Here is a 24,343-nt window from a genome sequence, read left to right on the forward strand (position 1 = left end):
CTTCGGCTGGTGGACGCACGGGTTTGCGGAGCCTGGGGATGACGCCGGCACTGAGCCGCACGGCCCGGATACGGGCTCTCGCGCAGCATGATGTAGCCGAAGCGCAACGCGCGCTGACTGCGTTGCTGGGGGACCTGTTCGGGATGAACCCCGGCAACGTCCGCATCAATGTCGACAAATACAGCCTCAACTCCCTGAATGGCTTCTTTGACAGTGACGGCCAACCGTATTTCTTCAAATTCCATCAGGAAGAAGGGGAAGAGGCGATGGCCGGCGAGTATTACCGGGCCGAAATCCTGTCGCGCGCCGGCTTGCCGGTCGACCAGCCCGTGCATATGTCCGCCCAGCCCGGCGAGCAGATCCTTGTCTATAGCCGCCGCGTGGATCCTCGATTTTCGGATGTTCTGTTCGCGCTGGACACCAAGGACGATGCCGGCAGGCGGCGCGAGGCGGTTCTTGCCGAGCGTGACCTGTCCGCCAGGCTGCTCGATGTCTATCTCGAAACGCTGCATCCGGTGACCGTCGCGCAGGTGTCGGCCGAGCCGATCCACCGGCTGTTTCATGAGCGGCTGATCGACGCCGATACGCGTTTGTCGCCAGGTGGCCGCCTGGCCGATTTCTACGTCGGCAAGTCGTTTGTCTTTCCCGGCGCGGAACTGGATTGGGATCGGTTTTCCCGGCTGAAATTCGTCATCAACGGGCAGCGCTACATCAGCAGCATCGGCGAGCTCTTCGACGCCGCCGCGGAGCGCCTGCGGCCGGACCGGCTTGCCGATGCCGGCGGCGTGGTCGCGCATGGCGACGCCCACAATGCCAATGTCTGGTACGTGGAGACGGCGGGACGGGCGGAACTGTCCTTCTTCGATCCGGCCTTTGCCGGCTCGCACATCCCGACGCTGCTGGCCGAGGTGAAGGCGACGTTCCACAACATCTTCGCCCATCCCTTCTGGCTCTACGATCCGGCCATGGCGACCCAGGCTTTTCAAGCGCGGGCGCGGCTGGATGGCGACTTTCTGTATGTCGACACGGACTGGGATTTGAGCCCGATCCGCCGCGACCTTCTGGAGGTGAAGGCGATGGAACTGTGGCGGCCCTTGCTGCTGGAACTCAAGCGTCGCGGCATGCTGCCGGCGGATTGGCGAACGGTGCTGCGCTCTGGGCTGTTCCTGTCGCCGACCCTGGTGATGAACCTGCGGGCCGGCGCGCGCAGCCACACGCCGGTCTCGTCTCTCATCGGGTTTTCGGTCGCGGTCATGGTCGGCAGCGAGCCCGATGGCGGAACCGACCGGATGACCGGTTTTCTCGATCGGATCGATCCTGAAAAGCATGAGTAGTCAGGCAGGGGACGCGCCGGATCAACGCAAAATTTGAGTCACTTCAACTTGTATATGCATGTATGTATTTTAGCCTTGACATCCGCTTCCGCTGACGCTGAAATGTGCCAGCACTTCAACCACGAAGTGGCGGGCAAGACGCCGAGGCACAGTGCCGCAAGAGCAGAACCCGCAGTCTCACCAGACCGGATGCCTGGGTAAAAAAGCGGTCTGATCACCAAGGGGAACGAAAGATGACGCTTAACCTAGCAGGACAATTTCGCGCGTTGGTGATGGCCGTTGCCGTCGGGCTCACCGCCGCCCCGACAGCCCATGCCGCCGATGCGGCCATTCCCACGACGCCCGAGGCCGGATCGTTCAAGATCGGCATCGAGCCCTGGCTTGGCTATGGCCAGTGGCACGTCGCCGAGGCCAAGGGCCTGTTCAAGACGAACGGCCTGTCGGACGTCCAGATCGTCAATTTCGCCGAGGACAAGGATATCAACGCCGCACTCGCCAGCGGCCAGCTTGACGCCGCCAACATCGCCACCCACACGGCGATGGGCATGGTTGCGGCCGGCCTGCCGGTGAAGATCGTGCTGCTGCTCGATGTCTCCATGACGGCAGACGCCATCGTCGCCGGCAAGGACGTCACCTCCATCGCCGGTCTCAAGGGCAAGCAAGTCGCCTTCGAGGAAGGCACGACGAGCGACATCCTGCTCAAATACGCGCTCGCCAGGAACGGCATGTCGGTCGCTGATATCCAGCCGGTTCCCATGCCTGCCGCAGATGCCGGCGGCGCCTTGATCGCGGGCCAGGTGCCGGTCGCGGTTACCTACGAGCCGTACCTCACCGTCGCCATGGCGCAGAACAAGGACGTCAAGCTGTTGTTCACCGCCGGCGAGGATCCCGGCCTGATCAGCGACGTGCTGGTGGTGCGCGACGAAGTGATCAAGTCGCGGCCCGGCCAGGTGCTGGCCATGATCAAGAGCTGGGACGCCGCGCTCAAGGACTACAATGCCGATACATCAGGCGGTCGCGCCATCATCGCCAAGGCGGTCGGTTCCGACGTCAAGGACCTCAACACCGCCTTTGACGGCGTGCGCTACTATTCCCTGGCCGAAAACAAGACGGCGCTCACCGGCGATTTTACCACCAAGACATTCGCCGATGTCGAAGCGGCGGCGAAGAACGCCAAGCTGCTTCAGGCCGATGTGACGCCGGAGCAGATGATCGACCCGTCCTTCGTCAAGGCGGCGGAATGACGAAGGCCGGATCGCGGTGGTAACGCAGATGTCGGGAGAACCCACCGCGAAAACCGATCTGGCCCGTTCCGCAGCGAAGCCAGTCACGAAGAAGGCCACGCGTCGCCGATCCTCCGGGATCGGCGTGCCGATCGCCCGGTCACGTTTCCTGGCGATAGCGGTGGCCGTCTTTGTCGGCCTCGGCCTCGCCTGGTGGGCGGCGACCGGGCTGGAATGGGTAAAACCCATCTTCCTGCCGTCGCCGGGCAGCGTCGCGACCCAGATCGCCAAGCTCGCGGCCGACGGCACCTTGTGGCTGGACCTCCGGGCCTCCATGTACCGCATTTCCATCGGCTTTCTTCTCGCCTCGGCACTGTCCATCCCGATCGGCGTGCTGATCGGCAGTTTCCGCTCCTGGGAGGCTGCGATCGAGCCGCTGGTGGATTTCATCCGCTATATGCCGGTTGTCGCTTTCGTACCGCTCTCCATCCTGTGGGCCGGCACCGGCGATACCCAGAAATTCCTGATCATCTTCATCGGCACCTTCTTCCAGCAGGTGCTGATGATCATGGACAATGTGAAACGGGTCCCCGCCGACTTCATCGGCCTCGGGCGCACGCTCGGCCTGCCGGACCGCAAGATCCTGACGCGCATCGTCGTGCCCAGCGCCTTGCCGGGCATCTGGGACACGCTGCGCATCAGCCTCGGCTGGGCATGGACATGGCTGGTTCTGGCCGAACTCGTCGCCGCGACATCCGGTCTGGGCTATCGCATCACCGTATCGCAGCGCTATTTCCAGACCAACACCATCATCGGCTACATCCTGCTCCTGGGCGTGCTTGGCCTCATCACCGACCAGGTCATGAAGGCATTGGAGAAGGTGCTGTTCCGGCAGGATGGCCACTCGCAATGAGGAACCGCCGATGACTGTTCCCAAATTGCGCATTGCGGGTCTCGACAAGAGCTTCGGCGCCGGCGAGCGGTGCACGGAAGTGCTGCGGGACATCAATCTTGACCTTGCCGACAACGAGTTCGTCTCCCTCGTCGGCACGTCGGGCTGCGGCAAGAGCACGTTGCTGTCGATCGTCGCCGGACTGCAGGATTTTGACGCCGGCGATCTCAGCATCGACGGCGCGCCGATTCTGCAACCGGGTCTCGACCGTGGTGTCGTCTTCCAGTCCTACACGCTGCTTCCCTGGCTGACGGCGCGGCAGAACATCGAGTTTGCCCTCAAGGCCGCCGGCTATGATCGCTCCGCCTGCCGCGAGATCGCGCTCGAGCATCTCGACCTCGTCAAGCTGTCGCAAAGCGCCGATCGCTTCCCGTCCGAACTGTCGGGCGGCATGAAGCAGCGCGTCGCCATCGCGCGCGCGCTCTCCTATCGCCCCAAAATGCTGCTGATGGACGAACCCTTCGGCGCGCTCGATGCCTTGACGCGGCACCAGATGCAGGAACTCCTGACCCAGATCTGGGAAGAGCACAGGCTCACCGTGCTGTTCGTCACGCATGACGTCGAGGAGGCCGTCTATCTGTCGGACCGCATCGTCGTCATGGGGATCGGCCCGGGACGCATCATGCAGACCTTCAACGTCGACATCGAGCGCCCGCGCCGCGAAGAGGTGATGGAAACGCCCGCCTTCATGGATTTGCAACGCGGCGTGCACAAGGCGATCCGCGAGGCGTCAAGACGTCCCGAAATGGCGTAAACCTTCGTTGGTCTCACCGGCGGTCAGGAATTACGGGCCGTGGGGACTGCATATCTCGAGCGTCCATGCGATGGTTCCGCAAAAGTCGCCGGCAAACCCACGGTAACTGCCGTAGCCATTGTAATAGCTGTCCATCCAGTTGCTGTTGTCGGTCGAATTCTCGCCGGTCCAACTGCTACCGACCCAACCATAATGGTGTCTGTGTCCGCGGTTCGCGGCGTGCGTGTTGCCATTATGGGCGGTGGTGACGCGGACATAGTGGTGCCTGACAACGGTGGCATCGGCGCCTGTGGCAAACGGGACAACGCTCGTCGCCAACGTCAACACGATGGAACAGAGGAATACACTTGGCTTTTTCATAAGCATGTCTCCTTTTCATTCGAGACATATGGAAAAGAACGCGCGCCTCGCTGCACATGTTCCTTCACGAAATCGGGCTTCACGGTCCCGGGACGGCGTGCAGTCAGCGGCCACATCAGGGGATCTCGCAAATAAGGTCTTCTCGGCAAGGATATGGAGCAATCCGTCCGGTTCGCGCCATGCCAGCACCGGCTCACGTCGCCTTGCCGGCCGCCGCATCCATTCCCATCTCTTCGTCGGAAATGTCGTCGAAGGAAGCGTAGTTCATGTTGTAGAGGCGGGCGTAGAGACCTTTCGTCTTCATGAGCTGCTCATGGTTGCCGCTTTCGACGATCTCGCCATTCTGCAGGACGATGATGCGGTCTGCGCCGCGGATGGTGGCCAGGCGATGCGCGATGACCAGCCCGGTACGCCCTTCGAGCAGTTTGATCAGCGCCTTCTGGATCAGCATCTCGGTGTAGGAATCGATGCTGGCGGTGGCCTCGTCGAGCACAAGGATTTTGGCATCGGCCACCAGCGCGCGCGCAAAACTGATCAGCTGGCGCTGGCCGAGCGAGAGATTGCCGCCGCGCTGCTCGAGTTCGGTGTCGTAGCCGTCGGGCAGGTCTTCGATGAAGTCGTGCGCGCCGACGGCAACTGCTGCGCGCACCACTTCTTCGCGGCTGGCGCCGGTCTTGTGATAGCGGATGTTCTCCAGCACCGTGCCGGAGAACAGGAACGGCTCCTGCAGCACCATGGCCACCTGGTCGCCCAACGAATCCTGCGTCAGGTCGCGCACGTCATGGCCGCCGACCAGGACCTCGCCCGACCAGACATCGTAGAAGCGGTGCACCAGCGCCATCGAGCTCGACTTGCCCGATCCGGTCGGGCCGACAAGCGCGACCGTCTCGCCCGGATTGACGCGGAAGGAGATGTTCTTCAACACCGGCTGATTTTGACGGTAGCCGAAGGTGACGTTCCTGAACTCGACCGAACCATCCATGTCGCGCGACAGCGCGATGGCGCCGTCCTTGTCGCTGACGTCGACGGGCACGTCGAGCACTTCGGAGATGCGCTGGCCCGAAGCCATGGCCCGCTGCATGACGCTGTACTGCATGGTGAGCGAGCGGATCGGATCGAAGAAGCGCTGGATGTAGAACAGGAACGCCACCATCACGCCGATATCGAGACTGTGCGACAGCACCATCGACCCGCCGACGACGATGACGGTCGCCATGGCGATGCCGGTCAGCGTGTCGACGATCGGCACCATCACCTGTGCATATTTCGCCGACCGCAGATGGGCGTTGAGATTGGCCATCACCTTTTCGTCGTAAAGGTCGAAATTGACATGCTGGCGCTCCAGGCTCTGCACCGTACGCACGCCGTGGATGCCTTCGGCAAGCGCGCCGTTGGCGATCGAGTTGGTTTCGTGCGCGGCCATGAAGGCGACCTTGGCCCGCGGCAGCCAGAACAGGCGCACGATGAACAGCATCGGCATGGTCGACAGCGTCAGCAGGCCAAGCCGGAAATCGAGCCAGAGCAGGACGGTGACGATGCCGAAAAGAAGCACGATATCGCCTACCGACATGACGGATGTTTCGAGGAACTCCTGCATCGAATTGACGTCGCCCTGCAGGCGCGACATCAGCCTGCCGACCTCGGTCTTGTCCATGAAGCTCAGCGAGACACGCTGCAGGTGGCTGAACATGGCGCGGCGCAGGTCGGACAGCACGTTCTCCGCCACCTTGCCGACGACGCTTTCCTGCACATGGCTGGCGGCATAGTTGATGAGGATGATCACGGTGAAGGCGGCGATCGCGGATATCATCACCGAGCGGTCGAGCCTGCCTGGCGCCATGCCGTGATCGATGGCGTAGCGGATGACCAGCGGGATCGCCAGCTGTGTCAGCGTGAACACCAGCACGGCGGCGACCGAGATGAAAATCCGGCCCTGATACGGTCTGACGAAGCTCCAGATGCGCCTGACGATGCGCGGGTCGTAGGCCTTGCCGAAGACCTCTTCCTCATCGCGGTGCGAGCCGACGACCGCCTTCGTCGGGCGTCCGCTTGTGTCTTCCTTCTCGTCGTCGTCCTGCGTCGACATCAGGCGGCTCCCTCGAGCCGATCGTCGTCCGGCCGTAGCTGCAGGTCGTAAAGCGCGCGGTAGCGTCCGCCGAGCGCCAGCAATTCCTCATGCGTGCCGCGTTCCACGATCCGCCCGCCCTCGACGAAAAGGATCTGGTCGGCATGCATCAGCGAACTCAGCCGATGCGAGATGATCAGCGTCACGCGATCCCGGGCGAAGCGCTTCATCGCCGCTCGTATACGCTGCTCGGTGCCGGCGTCGACGGCGGCCGTGGAATCGTCGAAGACCAGCACCGATGGCCGCAACATCAGGCTGCGCGCTATGGTCAGGCGCTGCCGCTGGCCGCCGGAAAGCGACGCGCCACGTTCGCCGACGACCGTGGTGTAGCCGGCTGGAAGGCCGATGATATAGTTGTGCAGCTGGGCATACTCGGCGGCCTGGCCGATGCGGGTCTCGCGCGCCCAGGGATTGCCATAGGCGATGTTGTTCTCGATCGAGGTGGTGAACAGGAACGCGTCCTGCTGGACGACGCCGACCGCCTTGCGCAGCGACTGCAGCGTGACCTTGCGGATGTCCTGTCCGTCTATGGTGATCGCGCCCGACGTCACGTCGTAGAAGCGCGGGATCAGATGCGCGATGGTCGACTTGCCGCTGCCCGGCGGGCCGACGATACCGACGGTCTCGCCCGGCCTGGCTTCGAACGAAACGCCGGAAAGCGTCGGACGCTCGCCCGCGCCCTCATAGCGGAAACCGACATTGTCGAAGCGCAGTACGCCGTCGGTGATGACGAGCTCCCTGGCGTCGGGCGCGTCCTTGATGTCGAGTTCGGCATCGAGTAGTTCGAACAGCCGCGTGCCACAGGTCGAGGCGCGCGCGAAGGAGTTGACCATCAGGCCGAGCTGGCGCACCGGCATCTGCAATATGGTCATGAAGGTGAGAAACTGGGCCAGTGTGCCGACGCTGATCTGCCCCGCGATCACCTTCTGGCCGCCGAACCAGAGAACCAGGCCCATGGCGGCCAAGAAGGAAAAGTTCATGGCGCTGGTGTTCGAGACGCGGATGTCGACGCGCTCATTGGCGAGTTCCAGCGCATCCTGCTTGGCGCGGTCGAATTTTGCCAGCTCATGCCGCTGCGCCGCGAAGGCGCGCACGACACGGATGCCGCCGAGATTCTCATCCATCACCCGGCTCAGCACGGACAGCCGCTCCTGCAGCGTCAGCCAGGTGCTGCGCAGTCGGAGTTGCGTCACCGAAGAGCGCCAGGCGACGAACGGCACGAAGCTGAGGCTCAACAACCCGAGCACGAGATCGGTGCTGATCAACAGATAGGCGCCGACGCCGATCAGCACGCCGAGCAGCACCACGCGCAGGATGCCGGTGGAAAAGAACATGCGCACGCCGTCGAGGTCGAGCAGTCCGAGTGTGATGAGATCGCCGGTATGAACCTTGTCGTGGAAGGAAAAGCTGAGCCGCTGGATCTTCTCGTAGAAGGCGAGCCGCAGCTCATAGCCGGTCTGATGGCCGACGGCCTCGCCATAGTAGTTCTGCGCCATGGTGAAGAGGCCGCGCAGGATGCTGACGGCCAGCAGTGTCAGGGCCGTATTCCAGAGCGCCTGCTCGGCCGCGGTGCCGGCCCCCGCGGCCATCACGCCTTGCGCCTGATCGATGGCGCGCCCAAGGAGGCGCGGAATGAAGAGCTGCAACGTCGCAGCGATAAAGGTCGAGACGAGGGTGATGGCAACCTGCCAGGGATGGCGCAGCGTCATGCGCACGATGCGCAGCAAGGTGCTGAGGCCCTTGCCCCAGGAGGCTTCCGCCACATGGGCAAATGATTTGCCGCGCCTGGCCGCGCTGGTTGCATCCGTGTGCAAGGAAAATACCCAGACCGATCCGGACATTAGCCCGAACGAATGTAGCAGACTCAATCAGATAGCTGGATTTTACGCGCGTCCGGCTTGCCCGTACAAGGGGCCAATGGCGACATCGCACTGTACCTGAAAGGGGTGCCGCGTGCCTTCTCGGCCATGGCCATCAGGGCCTGATCGGCGGCGCGGTCACCGGCAAGATCGTGTCGCAACTCGCTGCTGGTCTGCCGCCGGTGATCGATCTCACGCCGTTCCGGGCGGATAGGTTCTGAGTGTTCAGCGCCTGCTCCACCAGCAGGCCTTCCGTCTGCATGAGGGGAACGACGTGACCGCGACCACAGACACACACGCCGTTGAGGCGATCGATCCGCAACGCGCCTACGCCGTCCTGGTCTGCGATCTGATCGGCCTGCGCTTCGACGCTGACGGAAAACCGGACCCTTCGGAGGTGCGGGCCCATATCGAAGCCAAGGGCGGCCGCTTTCATGCGGCCGGACTTGGCGACAAGGCCGCTCTCGAACGCGGGCGCGTTCATTTCTTCTACCAGCCGGATCTCAGCACTCACGAAGAGCTGATCGAAGCCGCCAGCGACGGACGCTATGATGCCGTCATTGCCGCCGCGACCTTCCTGCCCGCCGAAACCGTCTTTCCACTGGCCGGCGTGCGGATCGGCGCCGGCACCGGCAATATGGGCTCGCGCTCCTGGGGTGGCGGCAGTGGCGAGGGCGGCACCGCGGTGCTGATGAACACGCCGGGCATCAACAGCCGCGCCACGGCGCAGATGGTGATGAAGGCGATCCTGAAAGTGCTGCCGGATCTCCCGGTCGACACGCTTCACGGGCGTGTCGCGCGGGGCGCCTTCGACACCGGCAGGGAGCTGCGCGATTTCCCCACCGAAAAGCTCGAAGGCAAGACCATCACGATCATCGGCTACGGCAATATCGGCCGCGAAGTGGCCAAGCTGGCTCGCGCCTTCGGCATGCGCGTGGTGATCCACGCGCGGCCACGGCACCGCGGATGGATAGAAGCCGAGGGCTTTGCCTTTGCCGCGGACCTTGTCGAGGCGGCCGGAGGCGCCGATGTGCTCAGCGTTCACGTTGGCCTGGGCAAGCAGGATGCGCAGACCGGCCGCTACGCCAACGCCGGGCTCATTGGCGCGGACGTCTTGTCCCGCATGAACAAGGGCGCGGTGCTGGTCAACTACGATCGCGGCGAGCTTGTCGATGTCGGGGCTCTTGATGAAGCTCTGAATACAGGCCGGCTACGCCACGCCGCCATCGATGCCGACCTGTTCAGGGATGCCTCGACCGGCCGCCTGTCCGGGCCGATGCTGCCTTATCTCGGCCTCGTCGAGAAGCATGGCGCCAGGCTTGAGCTCCTGCCGCACGCTGCCGCCGATACGGACCACCCGTCGCGCGTCGCAGGCGCCAAGCAGGCTGTCGACCAGATATTCGATGTCATCTGCCGCAAATCGGTAACGAATGCGAAAGGCACGGTGCCGCAAGGCTACCTTTCCCTTGGCGCCACCACGCCTCCAGGCATTGGACCTGTGACGGCGGATCACCTTTTGAAACTGACCTCCAGCGACTGCGCCGAACTGGCGGATCTCTGCGATCGGCAAGGCCGTCTGTGGAAGGCTCTTTCCGATACCCCGCCTGCCGAGCGAGGCGCGATTGTCGTCGAACAGGGCGACGAGCTTGTCCGGTTGATCGACCGCTTCTGCCTTCTGGCCGAGAACCTCAATCTGAGGGGACCTTTTCAGAAATAGTCCGGAGTTCTCAGTCCTGGGGACCGGCCACCATACGGGCGATCCGCGTCATGTCGGCGCTCATCTCACGATCGTCGTCGAGCGGGCTGACGAGCGCACGCACCGCAGCAAAGGTGCGCTGGGGTCCTTCGCCCATGCTGTCGACGACGCCGCGCAACTCCACGCCCGTGGCCGCGAAGATCAGTTCCATCGCAACGAGATAGCGCAGGCGTTCGACAATCTCGGCGGTCTTGGCCACCACGCGCGGCGCCATCGACGACTGGTCCTCGATCCCATCCGAAACGGCCAGCGGGCTGAGTGACATCGGATTAGCGAGATGCCGGATTTCGGCTTCCAGCGCGGCGAGTGGCTTCTGCAGTTCCGCATAGCCCTGGCGGCTACCGCCCCTGGCCGACAGGAAGCGCGGCAGCTCGGCAATTGTCGGCGACATCAGCTTCATGCAGCGGTTGGCGGTGCCCACCGCGCAATGCGCGAGCGCCTGGCCGAGCTGTTCCCAGGCCAGCGTCATGGCAGTGAGGTCGAAATTGCCGTTCGAGACGACGCGTTCGTCTTCGGGCAGGATCACCGGGTTGTCGCCGGAATGGGTGAGTTCGATCTCCGTCGCGAGCTTCGCCTGTTCGAACGCGTTGAGCAGGCCGCCCCAGACTTGCGGCACACAGCGATAGCTGAGCGGATCCTGAAGCCGCCGCGCCGCTCTGTCCTTCCACAGGCCGCTTCCGGCGAGTTCCGCGCGCAGCCGTGCGCCGATCTCGCGCTGGCCGAAGGCCGGCCGCGCGGCCAGGGCATCCTCGTCGATCGCGGTCAGCGAAGAACGGAACGCCTCATAGTTGAGCGCCACCGCGGCCAGCGCCCAATCGATGAGATGGGCGACATCCTCGAGACACAGGCATGCCGTGCCGGTCGACAGGCTGTTGGCGACGATGATGGCGTGGCCGTCCTTCTCGCGCAGGTCAAGCGGTTCGAGCCCGGCCAATGCGAGCGCCTCGGCCGACGGCATGATCCTGCCCTGGTATTCGGTCTCGCCGTCGCCGCGCAGCGCTCGCGCCATGTGGCCAAGATGGGCAAGGTCCGCCGCGCCGATCGATCCCCAGGTGGGGATCACCGGATGGACGCCGGCGTTGAGCGCCGCCACGAGGCCCATGACCACGCGTTCGGAAGTGCCGGTGCCGCCGGCGGCCATGCCCGAAATGCGCGCCGTCATCAGCGCCCGCACCGCCTCGGTCGGCAGAGCAGGGCCGATGCCCATGCTGTGGCTGAGCGGCACGCTGTGCTGGAAGGCGATCAGGTCGGCCTGCGCGAGCGGCGTGTCGACACAGGCGCCGAGGCCTGTCGTGACGCCATACATCGGCTTGCCGAGCTCAGTCAGGTGCTCGATGAGCGCGCGGCTCGCCCGGATGCGGCGCATCGCCTCCTCGCCCAGCATCAGCCGCGCACTGCGCCGCGCGATCTCGGCGACGTCAGCCGCGCCAAGCGGCTTGGCGTCGAGCAGTATCATTCGGGCTGTCATGTCTCGCCTGTATCCCGTGACCAGAGGCCCGGACCAGCGGCGCGGCGGGCGTCACCATTTGTGGCGGCATGCCGGCTGGACTGCAAGCCATTCCCATTATGGCAGCGATGAGAAGGCAGGCGAAGGGACCAGGATTTTGCGATTACGCCGATCGCTCTGCGACAGCGTCCGGCACCACCACCAGCTTGCCGACAAAATCCTTTGCGACGAAATCGGCCTGCGCGTGGTGGAAATCGGAGAGCTTGTAGACGCCACCGACCAACGGTCTGATCTTGCCCCCCTCGATGTAGCGAACGATGCGACGGAAATCGGCACGCGTGCCCTGGCTCGAACCATGCAGTTGCAGCTGCTTGAGATACATGGTCCTGAGGTCAAGCTGGACGACCGGGCCTGCAATCGCGCCGGCCGTGGTATAGCGGCCCTCGGGTCGCAGGATGCGCAGCAGGTCGTTGAAGATCGCGCCGCCGACGAGATCGGCGACCACGTCGATCGGCTGGCCGCCGGTCGCTTCGGTCACGGCTTGCGGCAGGTCCGCGACGCCACGGGTGATGACCGCCTCGGCGCCGATGTCGAGTACGGCCTGTTCCTTGCCCTTGCCGGCGACCGCATAGGGAATGGCGCCACGCGCCCGCGCCAGTTGCACGATGCCGGAACCGACGCCGCCCGAGGCGCCGGTGACCAGCACGCGCTCGCCAGCCTTCAAGCCGGCGCGTTCCAGCATCTGTTCGCCGGTGAGATAAGCGCAGCAGAAGGTGGCGAGTTCGACGTCGCTCATCTCCGTGTCGACGACATGCGCGTTGTCGGCTGGCACAGCCTGATACTCGGCATAACCGCCATCGCGGCCGTGGCCCATATAGTCGATGTCGGCGAGTGAATCGTCGTCGCGGTTGTAGATGGAGAAATCGACGATCACCCGTTCGCCGATACGGTCCGGTGATACACCTTCGCCGACGGCGGCGATGGTGCCGACAGTGTCGGTGCCCTGGATGCGCGGGAAGGTCAGCGTATTGCCCTGCCTTCGCCAGGTCGACACCGCGCCCGCATCTTCCTCCGTGCCATAGGCGCCCTGGCGCACCCAGACATCGGTGTTGTTCATCCCGCAAGCGCTGACCCTTATGAGCACCTCACCTGAAGCGAGGGCAGGCACTTTGACATCGGTGCGGTAGACGAGCTTTTCAGGTCCGCCGTGCCCGGTGAGCAGCACGGCGGCCATGGTGGCGGGGAGGGTTTTGGTCATGGCATTCATGGGTCGGTCTCAGAGATTGGCGAATACGTTGTTCACGGCATCGGCGGTCTTGGCCACCACGATGTCGGCTTCCTCGCGGGTCAGGCACAGCGGCGGCGCGAAGCCGAGAATGTCGCCCTGCGGCATGGCGCGGCCGATGACGCCGCTGGCGGCAAGGGCCGTTGCGACCTGCGGTCCGATCTTGAGCGAAGGATCGAAGAAGACACGGTCGTCGCGATCCCTGACGAATTCCACCGCCGCGAGCATGCCGTCGCCGCGCACCTCGCCGACGTGTTTGTGACCGCCGACGGCCTTGGCCAGTTCGGCACGGAAATAAGCGCCGGTCTCGCCGGCATTCCGCACCAGGTCCATCTCATCGATCAGTTCGAGATTGGCGACGCCGGCTGCGACGCAGATCGGATGCGCCGAATAGGTCCAGCCATGGCCAAGCGAACCGAGCTTGTCCGAACCCTGCACCAGGACCTGCCACATCTTGTCGGCGACGATGACGCCCGACAGCGGCGCATAGGCCGAGGTCAGGCCCTTGGCGATGGTGATCAGGTCAGGCTTGATGCCGTAATGGTCGGAGCCGAACATGGTGCCCAACCGGCCGAAGCCCGTCACCACTTCGTCGGCGACCAGCAGCACGTCGTACTTTTTCAGCACCGCCTGGATTTTCTCCCAATAGCCGGCAGGCGGCGGCACGATGCCGCCAGTGCCGAGGATTGGCTCGCCGATGAAGGCGGCGACGGTTTCAGGCCCTTCGGCGAGGATCATCTCCTCCAGCTTGTCGGCGCAATGCTGCGAGAACTGTTCCTCGCTCATCGAGCGGTCGGCGCGGCGGAAATAATAGGGCGCCTCGGTGTGCAGGATCGGCGCGCGGGGCAGGTCGAAGGCATTGTGGAAGAGGTCCAGCCCCGTCAGCGATCCCGTCATCACGCCCGAGCCGTGATAGCCGCGCCAGCGCGAGATGATCTTCTTCTTCTCCGGCCGGCCCAGCACATTGTTGTAGTACCAGATCAGCTTGATGTTGGTTTCGTTGGCATCCGAACCGGACAGGCCGAAATAGACCCTCGACATGCCCTTCGGCGCGCGGTCGATGATCATCTTCGCCAATGTGATCGAGGCCTCGGTGCCGTGCCCGACATAGGCGTGGTAATAGGCGAGGTTCTTTGCCTGCGTGGCGATGGCGTCAGCGATCTTCTGGCGGCCATAGCCGACATTGACGCAATAGAGGCCGGCGAAGGCATCGATGCTCTTCCTGCCGTTGTTGTCCCAGACGGTGACGCCTTCGCCGCCGGCCATGATCCTTGTCGGCGATTCACCGCGAGCGTGCGTGCCCATATGGGTCGAGGGATGGAAGAAATGGTCGCGATCCCAGGCGGCGAGTTCGTTGGACTGGTCGAGCATTTTTTTTTACTCCTTGAAAATTCCAGTGTGGCCTACGCCACGTCGAGGCATAGATATTTGAGATCAGTGAAGGCCTCCAAGCCGTGGCGCGAGCCTTCGCGGCCGATGCCGGACTGCTTGACGCCGCCGAAGGGGATCGGCGCGCCGGTGATCTTCACACGGTTGATGGCGACCATGCCATAGTCGAGCGCGCGACCCATGCGCTGCTGACGCGCGCCATTCTCGGTCACGACATAGGCGACGAGGCCATATTCGGTCGCATTGGCGCGGGCGATCACCTCGTCCTCGTCGTCGAAGGATGTGACGGCGGCGACCGGACCAAAGGTCTCCTCACGCATGATCAGCGCTTCGTCGGCGACGTCGGCGAGCAGTGTCGGCTGGTAGAACAGCGGCCCGGCCTGATGGCGCTTGCCGCCGGCAAGGCAGCGGGCGCCGTGGGCGAGGGCATCCGCGACCTGCTCCTCGACCTTCTGGACGGCACGTTCATGCATCAGCGGCCCGATGTCGGTTTCCTCGGCAAGGCCGCTGCCGGTCCGCAGCGCGTCAATGCGCTTGGCGAATGCGGTGCAGAAGCGGTCGTAAAGCGGACGCTGGACATAGATTCGGTTGGCGGCGAGGCAATCCTGGCCTGATGTGGCGAATTTGGCGTCGACAGCAATGGTCACCGCCTTGTCGAGATCGGCGTCGGCAAAGACGATCAGCGGCGCGTGGCCGCCGAGTTCCATGACCAGCCGCTTCATCGTCGGCGCACTTTGCGCGGCGATCAGCCGGCCGATCTCGGTCGAGCCCGTAAAACTCATGGCCCGCACGCGCGGATCTTCGCACATGCGTCCAACGATCGTCGCGGCCTTGCCTGTGACGATGTTGAAGACGCCGGCCGGCAGCCCGGCGCGCTCGCCGAGTTCGGCCAGCGCCAGCGCCGAAAGTGGCGTCTCCGAGGAGGGATGCGCGACGATGGTGCAGCCGGCGGCAAGCGCCGCCGCCGCCTTGCGGGTCAACATGGCCGACGGAAAATTCCACGGCGTGACCACGCCGACGACACCGAGCGGTTCGCGCCGCACCATCATTTCCGCGTTCGGCAGATGACTGGTGACGCTCTCGGCGTTGAGGCGCTTCGCTTCCTCCGCATACCATTCGATGAAGGAGGCGGCGTAGTCGATTTCGCCGAGCGACTCTTTGAGCGCCTTGCCCTGCTCAAGCGTCATCAGCAGAGCCAGATCAGCCTTGGCGGCGATGATCAGCTCGAACCATTTTCGCAGGATTTTCGAGCGCTCCTGCGGCAACAGCGCCCGCCAGGCCGGAAAGGCGCGCGCCGCGGCGTCGATGGTTTTTGTAGTCTGCCGGCTGTCGAGTGCTGCGACAAAGGCGACGGTGGTGCCGGTCGCCGGATCGGTGACCTCGAAACTCTCGGCCGCATCGCTCGCCGTCCAATGGCCGTCGACATAGGCGAGTTCGCGCAGCAGCCGGCGGTCGGCGAGCCGGTCGAGCGCTTCGTGGCGATGCGAGCGGGCGAAATGCGCGGACATGGTCGAAGCCTCCCGGTTCGTTTTGATGCGAGGAGACTATCCTTCACCGGCAGACAGAGAGGCTGTTTGAGCGCCTGATCAGAGAGAGAATCTCTCTATTGCGCCGTGAGGGCAGCCCGTTTCTCCGGCGCTATGCCGGTGCCGGCAACAGGTCCGCAATGGGCAGCGCGATATCATCCTTCACCGTCTTGATGACGATGTAGGTGAAGTAGCGGTCGATGCCGATCTCGCGATCGAGCAAGCCGTCGACCAGCCGCTGATAGGCGTCGATGTCGCGCGCCATCACCTTCAGCACATAGTCAACGCCGCCACCCACCGACCAGCAGGCGACGATCTCGGGGATATCGCGGATGACGCGCTCGAAGCGGTCGAAATCGGCCTGACGGTGGCTGGCCAGCGTCACCTCCATCAGCACTGTGGCGACAGGCGCCACGACGCGCATGGCGATGCGGGCGTGATAGCCCGAGACGATGCCGGCTTTTTCCAGCTTGCGCAGCCGCATCCAGCACGGCGTCGGCGACAGCCCGACCTGCTCGGCCAGCGCCAGCTTGGTGATGCGTCCGTCACGCTGGATGGCGTCGAGGATTTTGAGATCGATCGGGTCGAGTTTCGCAGCAGTCATCAGCGCTCACTTTTTCGTCCATCGTACCATGAGGGCGCATTATTTCGATTGTCAATTGCACTGATTTCGATCTCTAATAAGTCATGACATTGTGGCAACCCGATCCCGCGCTTATCCGCCGGCCAGCCTATCAATCATTGGCCGACCAGTTCGCGCGCGCCATCCATGACGGACGCCTGGCCAATGGCGCGAGGCTGCCGACGCATCGCCGGCTGGCGGACAATCTCAAGCTCTCGGTGCAGACGGTCAGCCGGGCCTATGAGGAATTGATCCGGCGCGGCCTGATTTCGGGCGAGATCGGGCGCGGCAGCTTCGTCCAAACGCAGCGCCGCGAGCCGGACCCGCCCTATCTGCCCGAGCGCCTCGGTGAGGTCATCGACCTCTCGATCCTGAAACCGGTCTGCGAGCCGATGCACCTGGAGCGGATGAAGCAGGCGCTGGGCTGGCTTGCCGAAAACCTGCCGTCGAGTTCGGCACTGTCGTTCCGGCCAAACATGGTGTTCCCACGCCACCGCGCCGTGGCGGTCGAATGGCTGAAACTGTGCGGCCTCGATGCCTCCGCGCAGAACATCAGCCTGACCAATGGCGCCACCGCCGGCATGACGGTGGCGCTGATGAGCGTCGCGCCACCGGGCTCCACCGTTGCCACCGAGGCGATAGGCCATCACACGCTGGTGCCGCTCGCCCGCTATCTCGGTTTCAACCTCGAAGGCCTGCCGATCGACGAAAACGGCCTGATTCCGGAAGCGCTGGACGAGGCCTGCCGGCTGTCCGATATCCGCGCCGTATTCGTGCAGCCTTCGGTGATCAACCCGACCGCAACGCTCATGGATGCGGCGCGCCGTGAGCAGATCGCGGCGGTGGCGCGCAAGCATGACATCGCCATCATCGAGAACGATGTGCTCGGTCCCCTGGTCGAGGATCGACCGCCGCCGGTCGCTGCTTTCGCGCCGGAGCGGACGCTCTACGTCACCTCCTTCACTAAGATCACCGTGCCCGGCCTGCGCATAGGTTATCTCGCCGCGCCCGACCGTTACGTTGCGGCCGTCGCCAACCGGCATCTCGTCTCGAACTGGATGGCGACACCAATGGTGGCCGAGATCGCCACCAAATGGGTAACCGACGGCACCGCGATGGAGCTGGTGCGCTGGCAGCGCGCGGCGTTGCGTCGCCGGCAGGATATCGCTGGCGAGGTACTGGCCGGCGTCGACTACCGTGCCCGTCGCGACGGATTGCATATCTGGCTGCAACTGCCGGCCGACCGTTCCGAGGAGAGCTTTGTCGCCCAGGCTCGGTTGCAAGGCGTGGCCATAGCCCCGGGCACCTCGTTCCGCATATCGGATGCGCCCTGGCATCCGGCAGTGCGCATCTCGCTGGGTTCGACCACCGAGGGGGAACTGCGCGCCGGTCTCGGCGTTGTCACCAAGCTCTTGCTTGGCGATCCGGAGCATCTGCTGCTCGCAATCTGAACACGCCACCCACTATCGCCAGGTGGTTCTGGGGCAACGGCATGCCCAAAAAGCCAGCTGCGATTGACCGGAAAATGTGCGCAATCAGAATAATTGTCATGATATTATTTTACCAATTGACATGATTTGGCGTGTTCCCCATCGTTAAGGGCACAGGCTTCTCCAGCACGGGGAAATTCATTTGTCCGCAACCGCGCCCATCATCAAGGTCGACGCCATCTCGAAGAGCTTCGGCGCCTTCAAGGTGCTGGACGGCTTGTCCATGCAGGTCATGCCGCGCGAGAAGCTGGCGCTGATCGGCCCCTCTGGCTCGGGCAAGACCACGATCCTGCGCATCCTGATGACGCTGGAGCGCATCGACGGCGGTCACATCCAGATCGACGGCGAGCAACTCTACCACATGGAGCGTAACGGCCAATTGCTGCCGGCCGACGAGCGGCATCTGGCAAAAATGCGCCAGAAGACCGGCATGGTCTTCCAGCTGTTCAACCTGTTTCCGCACAAGAGCGTCATCGACAATGTGACGCTGGCCCCGATGCTGACCAAGGGCACACCGCGCGCCGCCGCCGAAAAACGCGCGATGGAACTGCTCGACATGGTCGGCATGGCCGACAAGGCCAAGGCGATGCCGGCGCAGCTATCAGGCGGCCAGAAACAGCGCGTGGCGATCGCCCGCGCGCTCGCTTTGCAACCGAAGATCATGCTGTTCGACGAGGTGACATCGGCGCTCGACCCGGAACTGGTCGAGGAAGTGCTCAACGTCTTGTGGCGGCTCTGCGCCGAGACCGACATGACCATGCTGCTGGTCACGCACGAAATGGGTTTCGCCCACGACTTCGCCGACCGGGTGCTGTTCTTCGATCGCGGCCGAATAGTCGAGGAAGGCAAGCCCGACGAGATTTTCCGCAATCCCAAGCAGGAACGCACGCAAGGGTTCCTGAAGAAGATCATCGCGGCCGGACACCGTGTCTGACCGCATGCCAAAGGCGGCGATGCCGTCCTGAAATCACGCAAACCAAGACAAGAACAAGGAGTTGGGAACAATGAAGAAACTTGGCATTCTGGCCGGCGTCGCCGGTCTCGCACTTTCGGCCGTGCTGGCCGCCTCTATCCCGGGGTCGGCCGACGACAGCAAGCTCGAGCAGCTAAAGTCGCAGGGCTTCGCCCGCCTGGCCATCGCCAATGAGCCGCCCTATACGGCGGTCGCCGCCGACGGCAAGGTTTCGGGTGCCGCGCCCGATGTGGCGCGCGAAATCTTCAAGCGGCTTGGCGTCGCCGACGTCGTCGCCTCGATCTCGGAATACGGCGCGATGATCCCCGGCCTGCAGGCCGGCCGCTTCGACGTCGTCACCGCCGGCCTGTTCATGAAGCCGGAGCGTTGCGCTGCGGTCGCCTATTCCGAACCGGTCCTGTGCGACGCCGAGGCGATGCTGGTGAAGAAGGGCAATCCGAAAGGCTTCAAGAGCTACGAGGATGTCGCCAAGGACACGTCCGCCACCATAGGCGCGCCGGGCGGCGGCACCGAGGAGAAGCTGGCGCTCAACGCCGGCGTGCCGCGTGAACGTGTCATCGTCGTGCCGGACGGCCAGAGCGGCCTGAAGATGGTGCAGGACGGCCGTATCGACGCCTATTCGCTGCCCGTACTGTCGATCAATGATCTGATGAAGAAGGCCGCCGATCCGAACCTCGAAGTCATCGCTCCGGTGCAGGGTGCCCCGGTCTATTGCGACGGCGCCGCCTTCAAGAAGGGCGACGAGGCGATGCGCGACGCCTTCGACGTCGAACTCGCCAAGATGAAGAAGTCGGGCGAGTTCGCCAAGATCATCGAGCCCTACGGTTTCTCCGCGGCGGCGGCGATGTCGACCACGCGCGACAAGCTCTGCGCCGCGAAGTAGCGCTTCCTTTTTCCTTCTCCCCGTGAACGGGGAGAAGGTGGCCCGAAGGGCCGGATGAGGGGCAGCACAAGCTTTGCTTACGCTGGCACTGCCCCTCATCTGCCTGCCGGCATCTTCTCCCCGTTGAACGGGGAGAAGGAAGCTAACCGCCAACGTTGGAACCCAGATGACCCAGTGGTCCGGCTATTTCGGCCTGATATTGCAGGGAGCGCTTGTCACCATCGAGCTGACGCTGATGGGGTCGGTGCTTGCCCTGATCATGGCCTTTCTCGCTGGCATGGGGCGCCTATCGCGCTTCTTCGTGCTGCGGGCCCTGGCAACGGCCTATATCGAATTCTTCCGTGGCACCTCGATCTTCGTGCAGCTGTTCTTCGCCTATTTCGTGTTGCCCTTGGTGGGTTTCGAACTGACCCCGCTGCAGGCCGGCGTCTTGGCGCTGGGCTTGAATGTCGGCGCCTATGCCGCGGAGGTGGTGCGCGGCGCCGTGCAATCGATCGGCCGCGAACAGCATGAGGCCTGCATCGCGCTCAATCTGGGCCGCTGGCAAGGCATGCGCCATGTCATCCTGCCGCAAGCGTTTCTGGTGATGCTGCCGACCTTCGGCAACAATGCGATCGAGCTGCTCAAGGCGACATCGGTCGTCTCGCTGATCTCGCTCGCCGACCTGACCTTCCAGGCGCAGGTGGTGCGCGCCCAGACCGGCAACACCATGGTGCCGTTCACCACGATTCTCGTCATCTATTTCATCCTGGCGCTGCTCATCTCGTGGGGTGTGCGCTCGCTGGAACGCCGCATGGCGCGCGGCCTCGACGGAGTGCGCGTCTGATGGCCAGCGCATTCCTGATGAATTGGGTCCGCTGATGGATTGGGATTGGGATTTTGTCCGGCAGATCCTGCCGACGTTGATCCAGGGGGTGAAGATCACCATCCTGGCGACGCTGCTCGGTTCGGTCCTGGCTGCGATCGTCGGGTTGGGCATCGCGCTGGCGCGCCGCTCGCCCAACAAGGCGGTGTCGCGCAGCGTCGGTTGGGTGGCCGAATTCATCCGCGGCACACCGCTCCTGGTGCAGCTCTATTTCATCTTCTACGTGCTGCCCGACATCGGCATCCTGCTGCCGCCGCTGGTCGCCGGCGTGATCGGGCTCGGGCTGCACTACGGCACCTACACGGCGGAGGTCTACCGCGCCGGCATCGACAATGTGCCGCGTGGCCAGTGGGAGGCCGCTAAGGCGTGCAATCTTAGCGCCCGGCAGACCTGGTCCCACATCATCATCCCACAGGCCATTCCGCCGATGATCCCGGCATTGGCCAACTACTTCATCGCCATGTTCAAGGAGACGCCGCTGCTCTCGGCGATCACCGTGCTGGAACTGATGAACCAGGCAAAAAGCGTCGCCAACACCTATTATCGCTACCTCGAGCCGATCACGCTGGTCGGCGCCTTCTTCCTCGCCATCAGCCTGATTTCGGTCGTGCTGCTGCGCTGGCTGGAACGCCGCTACGGCAAGATCGAAAGATAAAAGATGAAACCCTTGCCCCAGATCAAGCTCGTGCCCAACCGGCCAGCGCTCGATGAGCGTCCGTTGGAGCGGCGCGTCGGCCTCATCATCCTTGCCACCGACCACACGACCGAGCCGGATTTTCGCCGCATGGTGGCGAGCGAACGGATCGGCGTCTATGTCGCGCGCATCCCCTATGCCAATCCGACGACGCCTGAGAACTTGCGCAAGATGCAGCCGGCGCTGACGGCGGGCGCGGCCTTGATCCTGCCTGACGAGCCGCTCGACGCTATCTGCTATTCCTGCACGTCGGCCTCGGTGGTGATTGGCGATGCCGAGATCGAGACGGCGATCCAGGCCGCCAAGCCAGGCGTGCCCGTCGTCACACCAACAATGGCCGGTGTGCGCGGACTGAACGCGTTCGGCGTGCGCCGGATCAGCATCCTCACGCCCTACACAATCGAAACCGCCAGGCCGATGGCGACCTATTTCGCCGAACGCGGCTTCGAAATCCTAGGCTTTACCTGTCTCGGCTTCGAGGACGACCGCGAGATGGCGCGCATTGCCCCAGCGGCCCTTGTCGATCTGGCGCGCCAGGCAATGCATCCGCAGGCCGATGCGCTGTTCGTGTCCTGCACGGCGCTGCGCGGTGCGCTCGCGGTCACCGGCATGGAACAGGCGATCGGCCGGCCGGTGGTGACCAGCAACCAGGCAACCGCATGGAACTGTTTGCGCCTTTGCAGCGATGAGACGGCCCATCCCGAATTCGGCAGTCTGATGACGCTGCCCTTGCCGCGCGGCTGATGACCATGGCGACAGTGACCCTTGGCGATATCCGTGGCGCGCGCGAGCGAATTGCCGGCAAGGTCGAGCGCACATCGATCGTGCTTTCGGCGAGTCTTTCCGAACGGCTGGGCGTGCCGGTTCATCTCAAGCTCGAGCATCGTCAGACCACCGGCAGTTTCAAATTGCGCGGTGCTTCCAACGCCGTTGCATCGCTTGATGCCGAGGAGAAGGCGCGGGGCGTCGTCGCGGCATCGACCGGCAATCATGGCCGTGCGCTCGCCCACGCGGCGAAGCTCGAGGGCATGCGTGCGGTGATCTGCATGTCTCGGTTGGTACCCAAGAACAAGCTGGACGAAATCCGCCGCCTCGGCGCGGAAGTCCGTATTGTCGGCAACAGCCAGGACGATGCCCAGAAGGAGGTCGAGCGGCTGGCGGCGGAGGAAGGGCTTGTCATGCTGCCACCCTTCGACCATCCCGCGATCATCGCCGGGCAAGGCACGCTCGGGCTGGAGATGATCGAGCAGGTCCCGGATGCCGCTCTGGTGCTGGTGCAACTCTCCGGAGGTGGGTTAGCATCGGGTATAGCGGCCGCAATCAAAGGCGTTAGCCCCGGCACAAAAATAATCGGCGTGTCGATGGCGCGCGGCGCGGCAATGAAGGCGAGCCTCGATGCCGGCCACCCCGTGCTGGTCGAGGAGCTGCCGACGCTGGCGGATTCGCTCGGCGGCGGCATCGGCCTCGACAACCGGCTGACCTTCGCCATGTGCCGCGACCTGCTCGACGATGTCGTCCTGCTCAGTGAGGACGAAATCGCCGCCGGCATTCGCCATGCCTATGAACTGGAACGCGAGATCGTCGAAGGAGCAGGTGCGGTAGGCATCGCAGCACTGCTCGCCGGCAAGGCCAAGGCGGAGGGGCCGGTGGTGGCTCTGCTTTCCGGCCGCAACATCGACATGGAACTGCACAGGAAGATCGTCTGCGGGGAAATGCCATCGATTTCGGAGCGCGCCGCATGAGCAGGATGACCATCCTCACCGAAGCTGAACTGCGCACGATCGTGACGCTCGATCTCGACGCCGTCGCCTGTGTCGAGAATGCCTTCCGCGCGCTGGCAACATTGCCGGTGGCCATGCCGCCGATCCTGCGCCTCGACATCGCCGAGCATCGCGGCGAGGTCGACGTGAAGACCGCCTATGTGCCCGGTATCGACGGCTTCGCCGTCAAGATCAGTTCCGGCTTCTTCGACAATCCAAAGCTCGGTCTGCCAAGCGGTGGCGGCATGATGGTGCTGCTTTCGGCAAAGACCGGTGTGGTCGAAGCCTTGCTGCTCGACAATGGCTATCTCACCGACGTCCGCACCGCCGCCGCCGGCGCCGTCGCGGCCAAACACCTGTCGCGAGAGGACTCGTCCGTCGCCGCGATCTTCGGCGCCGGCGTCCAGGCCGGGCTACAGCTCCAAGCCCTGATGCTGGTGCGGCCGATCACGCGGGCCCGCATCTGGGCACGCGATGCCGCCAAGGCGGAGACGGCCGCGGCCGCCTTGCGCGAAAGGCTCGGCATCGACGTGGGCGCTGTATCAGACGCAGCCAACGCTGTCGCCGGCGCCGACATCATCGTCACCACCACGCCGTCGACCGAGCCGCTGATCAAGGCCGGGTTTGTCTCGGCCGGCCAGCACATCACCGCCATGGGGTCCGACGCCGAGCACAAGAACGAGATCGCGCCGGCGATCCTGCGCATGGCCGATCTCTACGTCGCCGACAGCGCGAAGCAGACGAGGCGGCTGGGCGAACTGCACCATGCCATCGCCGCCGGCGTGATGGCAGCCGATGCCGAGGTCACCGAACTTGGCCGGATCATCGCCGGCGAAAAACACGGTAGGCGCTCGGCCAGCGACATCACCATCGCTGACCTGACCGGCACCGGCGTGCAGGACACTGCGATCGCCACGCTCGCCCGCGACCGCGCGCTGGCGGCCAATGCCGGAACCATTTTCGAAAGCTGATCCTGGCCGCGGGAGCATGATCCGGAAAAGTGGCAACCGGCTTTCCGACCAGATCGTGCTCCGACAAAAGAATAC

20 protein-coding genes and 1 pseudogene are annotated in these 24,343 nt (G+C 64.1%); 13 read left to right on the forward strand and 8 right to left on the reverse strand.

The genetic code is table 11. From position 1 onward, the window contains the following. Positions 1-38: 38 nt before the first annotated feature. The 4 genes from EN861_RS19235 to EN861_RS19250 all read left to right on the forward strand — a co-directional run bounded on the left by EN861_RS19235 (position 39) and on the right by EN861_RS19250 (position 4,263). A complete protein-coding gene (locus tag EN861_RS19235) occupies positions 39-1,334 on the forward strand; it encodes a hypothetical protein (RefSeq protein ID WP_167531356.1) in 1,296 nt (431 codons plus the stop codon). 233 nt (positions 1,335-1,567) lie between these two features. After that, the gene (locus EN861_RS19240; protein WP_127870493.1) at positions 1,568-2,578 is read left to right on the forward strand and encodes an ABC transporter substrate-binding protein; all 1,011 of its coding nucleotides are present in this window, start codon (positions 1,568-1,570) and stop codon (positions 2,576-2,578) included. A gap of 28 nt (positions 2,579-2,606) precedes the next feature. Next, on the forward strand, positions 2,607-3,470 hold the full coding sequence (locus EN861_RS19245; protein ID WP_127276161.1) for an ABC transporter permease: 864 nt from the start codon (positions 2,607-2,609) through the stop codon (positions 3,468-3,470). A 10-nt stretch (positions 3,471-3,480) separates the two neighbouring features. Further along, positions 3,481-4,263, forward strand: a complete 783-nt coding sequence (locus EN861_RS19250; protein ID WP_135865011.1) for an ABC transporter ATP-binding protein — start codon at positions 3,481-3,483, stop codon at positions 4,261-4,263. Between the two features lie 30 nt (positions 4,264-4,293). Here EN861_RS19250 and EN861_RS19255 read toward each other — a convergent pair whose 3' ends face one another. From EN861_RS19255 to EN861_RS19265, 3 genes are all read right to left on the reverse strand, one after another. Further along, on the reverse strand, positions 4,294-4,623 hold the full coding sequence (locus tag EN861_RS19255; RefSeq protein ID WP_135865013.1) for a hypothetical protein: 330 nt from the start codon (positions 4,621-4,623) through the stop codon (positions 4,294-4,296). A 193-nt stretch (positions 4,624-4,816) separates the two neighbouring features. Further along, complete coding sequence (locus EN861_RS19260; protein WP_135865015.1) at positions 4,817-6,709, reverse strand: ABC transporter ATP-binding protein; 1,893 nt, start codon at positions 6,707-6,709, stop codon at positions 4,817-4,819. Beyond that, a complete protein-coding gene (locus EN861_RS19265; protein WP_135865017.1) occupies positions 6,709-8,562 on the reverse strand; it encodes an ABC transporter ATP-binding protein in 1,854 nt (617 codons plus the stop codon). The genes EN861_RS19260 and EN861_RS19265 overlap by 1 nt, the downstream gene beginning before the upstream one ends. Before the next feature lie 358 nt (positions 8,563-8,920). Here EN861_RS19265 and EN861_RS19270 point away from each other — a divergent pair. Next, positions 8,921-10,324, forward strand: a pseudogene (locus EN861_RS19270) (2-hydroxyacid dehydrogenase); the annotation flags it as partial. A gap of 10 nt (positions 10,325-10,334) precedes the next feature. On the opposite strand, the gene hutH reads toward EN861_RS19270, so the two are convergent. From hutH to EN861_RS19295, 5 genes are all read right to left on the reverse strand, one after another. Further along, positions 10,335-11,831: a histidine ammonia-lyase gene (hutH, locus tag EN861_RS19275; RefSeq protein ID WP_135865021.1), complete on the reverse strand. Its 1,497-nt coding sequence runs from the start codon at positions 11,829-11,831 to the stop codon at positions 10,335-10,337. Positions 11,832-11,973: 142 nt separating this feature from the next. Then, complete coding sequence (locus EN861_RS19280) at positions 11,974-13,077, reverse strand: alcohol dehydrogenase family protein (RefSeq protein ID WP_135865023.1); 1,104 nt, start codon at positions 13,075-13,077, stop codon at positions 11,974-11,976. Positions 13,078-13,086: 9 nt separating this feature from the next. After that, the gene (locus EN861_RS19285) at positions 13,087-14,466 is read right to left on the reverse strand and encodes an aspartate aminotransferase family protein (RefSeq protein WP_135865025.1); all 1,380 of its coding nucleotides are present in this window, start codon (positions 14,464-14,466) and stop codon (positions 13,087-13,089) included. 32 nt (positions 14,467-14,498) lie between these two features. After that, positions 14,499-15,992 carry an NAD-dependent succinate-semialdehyde dehydrogenase gene (locus EN861_RS19290; protein WP_127279507.1) on the reverse strand — a complete coding sequence of 498 codons (1,494 nt, stop codon included), beginning with the start codon at positions 15,990-15,992 and terminating at the stop codon, positions 14,499-14,501. A 130-nt stretch (positions 15,993-16,122) separates the two neighbouring features. Continuing rightward, entirely contained in the window at positions 16,123-16,614 is a 492-nt protein-coding gene (locus EN861_RS19295; protein ID WP_127279508.1) for an Lrp/AsnC family transcriptional regulator, read from the reverse strand. A gap of 83 nt (positions 16,615-16,697) precedes the next feature. Between EN861_RS19295 and EN861_RS19300 the strand changes: the two genes are divergently transcribed. The 8 genes from EN861_RS19300 to eutC all read left to right on the forward strand — a co-directional run bounded on the left by EN861_RS19300 (position 16,698) and on the right by eutC (position 24,268). Continuing rightward, positions 16,698-18,083, forward strand: a complete 1,386-nt coding sequence (locus EN861_RS19300; RefSeq protein WP_127279509.1) for a PLP-dependent aminotransferase family protein — start codon at positions 16,698-16,700, stop codon at positions 18,081-18,083. Positions 18,084-18,264: 181 nt separating this feature from the next. Beyond that, positions 18,265-19,056, forward strand: a complete 792-nt coding sequence (ehuA, locus tag EN861_RS19305; RefSeq protein WP_127279510.1) for an ectoine/hydroxyectoine ABC transporter ATP-binding protein EhuA — start codon at positions 18,265-18,267, stop codon at positions 19,054-19,056. A 70-nt stretch (positions 19,057-19,126) separates the two neighbouring features. Continuing rightward, entirely contained in the window at positions 19,127-19,978 is an 852-nt protein-coding gene (gene ehuB / locus EN861_RS19310; protein ID WP_127279511.1) for an ectoine/hydroxyectoine ABC transporter substrate-binding protein EhuB, read from the forward strand. Positions 19,979-20,144: 166 nt separating this feature from the next. Beyond that, positions 20,145-20,804, forward strand: a complete 660-nt coding sequence (gene ehuC / locus EN861_RS19315) for an ectoine/hydroxyectoine ABC transporter permease subunit EhuC (RefSeq protein ID WP_127275884.1) — start codon at positions 20,145-20,147, stop codon at positions 20,802-20,804. 34 nt (positions 20,805-20,838) lie between these two features. Further along, positions 20,839-21,498: an ectoine/hydroxyectoine ABC transporter permease subunit EhuD gene (ehuD, locus tag EN861_RS19320; RefSeq protein ID WP_127275883.1), complete on the forward strand. Its 660-nt coding sequence runs from the start codon at positions 20,839-20,841 to the stop codon at positions 21,496-21,498. A gap of 3 nt (positions 21,499-21,501) precedes the next feature. Further along, positions 21,502-22,281 carry an ectoine utilization protein EutA gene (gene eutA / locus EN861_RS19325; RefSeq protein WP_127275882.1) on the forward strand — a complete coding sequence of 260 codons (780 nt, stop codon included), beginning with the start codon at positions 21,502-21,504 and terminating at the stop codon, positions 22,279-22,281. Positions 22,282-22,286: 5 nt separating this feature from the next. Continuing rightward, entirely contained in the window at positions 22,287-23,279 is a 993-nt protein-coding gene (eutB, locus tag EN861_RS19330) for a hydroxyectoine utilization dehydratase EutB (protein ID WP_189343678.1), read from the forward strand. After that, the gene (gene eutC / locus EN861_RS19335; RefSeq protein WP_127275880.1) at positions 23,276-24,268 is read left to right on the forward strand and encodes an ectoine utilization protein EutC; all 993 of its coding nucleotides are present in this window, start codon (positions 23,276-23,278) and stop codon (positions 24,266-24,268) included. Before eutB ends, eutC begins: the two co-directional genes overlap by 4 nt. Positions 24,269-24,343 lie beyond the last annotated feature (75 nt).

The sequence above is a fragment of the Mesorhizobium sp. M8A.F.Ca.ET.218.01.1.1 genome, assembly GCF_004791165.1.
In the GTDB taxonomy this organism is placed as follows: domain Bacteria; phylum Pseudomonadota; class Alphaproteobacteria; order Rhizobiales; family Rhizobiaceae; genus Mesorhizobium.